The sequence below is a fragment of the Actinosynnema sp. NPDC023587 genome, assembly GCF_040640215.1.
GTDB lineage: Bacteria > Actinomycetota > Actinomycetes > Mycobacteriales > Pseudonocardiaceae > Actinosynnema.
In genome coordinates this window covers 1-1082 of sequence record NZ_JBFABG010000034.1, presented here as the reverse complement: position 1 = coordinate 1082, position 1082 = coordinate 1, and the positions used below count along the sequence as shown (strand labels likewise).

The 1082-nt window shown below is 70.7% G+C and carries 1 protein-coding gene; it reads left to right on the top strand.

Annotated elements, in window-relative coordinates:
• Positions 1–107: 107 nt before the first annotated feature.
• Complete coding sequence (locus AB0G01_RS35285) at positions 108–1055, top strand: IS481 family transposase (RefSeq protein ID WP_360955328.1); 948 nt, start codon at positions 108–110, stop codon at positions 1053–1055.
• Positions 1056–1082 lie beyond the last annotated feature (27 nt).

Sequence of the window (1082 nt, the reverse complement as noted above, 5' to 3'; positions counted from 1 at the left end):
TGTAGTGACTAATTAGGTTGTTGACGGCGTGTCGGGTTGAAGACGGGAGGACCTCCGGGCGGAGTGGATGTGTCTGACGCATCCCATCGGCACACGGAGGTCCTCACGTGCACAGTAATGCCCGTACCACGATCCATGCCCGCAGGCTGATCGTGTCCCGCCGCGCGGCCGGGTGGTCACCGGCCCGTATCGCCGAGCAGCTCGGGATCTCCCGGGCCACAGTGCACAAGTGGTTGGCCCGGCACCGGAGTGAAGGCGACGCCGGCCTGGTCGACCGCGACTCACGCCCACACCACAGCCCCCGCCGCACTCCGGCCGAGGTCGAGGACCGCATCCTGGCCGCCCGACGGGCGGTGCGGCGGGGTCCGGTGCACCTGTCCGGTCTGCTCGGGCTGCCCGCCTCCACGATCGGCCGGGTCCTGCGCCGACGCGGGGTCCCGCCGCTGTCCGCGACCGACCCGATCACCGGCACGCCCGTGCGGCGCCGGCACACCGGCGTCCGCTACGAACGCCGCCACCCCGGCGACCTGCTGCACGTCGACGTCAAGAAACTCGGCCGGATACCCGAGGGCGGCGGATGGCGGCTGCACGGCCGCACCGAACGTGCCAGGGGCCGGGGCATCGGCTACGACTACCTGCACGTCGCGGTCGACGACCGCACCCGCCTGGCCTACGTCGAGGCCCACCCCGACGAGAAGGACCCCACCTGCGCCGGGTTCCTGCACCGCGCGGCCCTCTGGTTCCGCGACCACGGCGTCACCGTGCTGCGGGTGCTCACCGACAACGCCAAGGTCTACCGCCGCGGCACGAACTGGATCGCGGTCTGCGTCGCGCTGGGCATCCGCCGCCGCTTCACAAAACCCGGCTGCCCCTGGACCAACGGCAAGGCCGAACGCTTCAACCGCACCCTGCAACACGAGTTCGCCTACGCCCGCCCCTGGACCTCCAACCCACAACGCCTGACCGCCCTGCCCGACTGGGTCGCGCACTACAACACCCGACGAGCCCACAGCGCCCTCGGCGGCCAGCCACCCATCACCCGACTGACCACCTAAGTGTCAACAACGTCACGAGTCAGTACA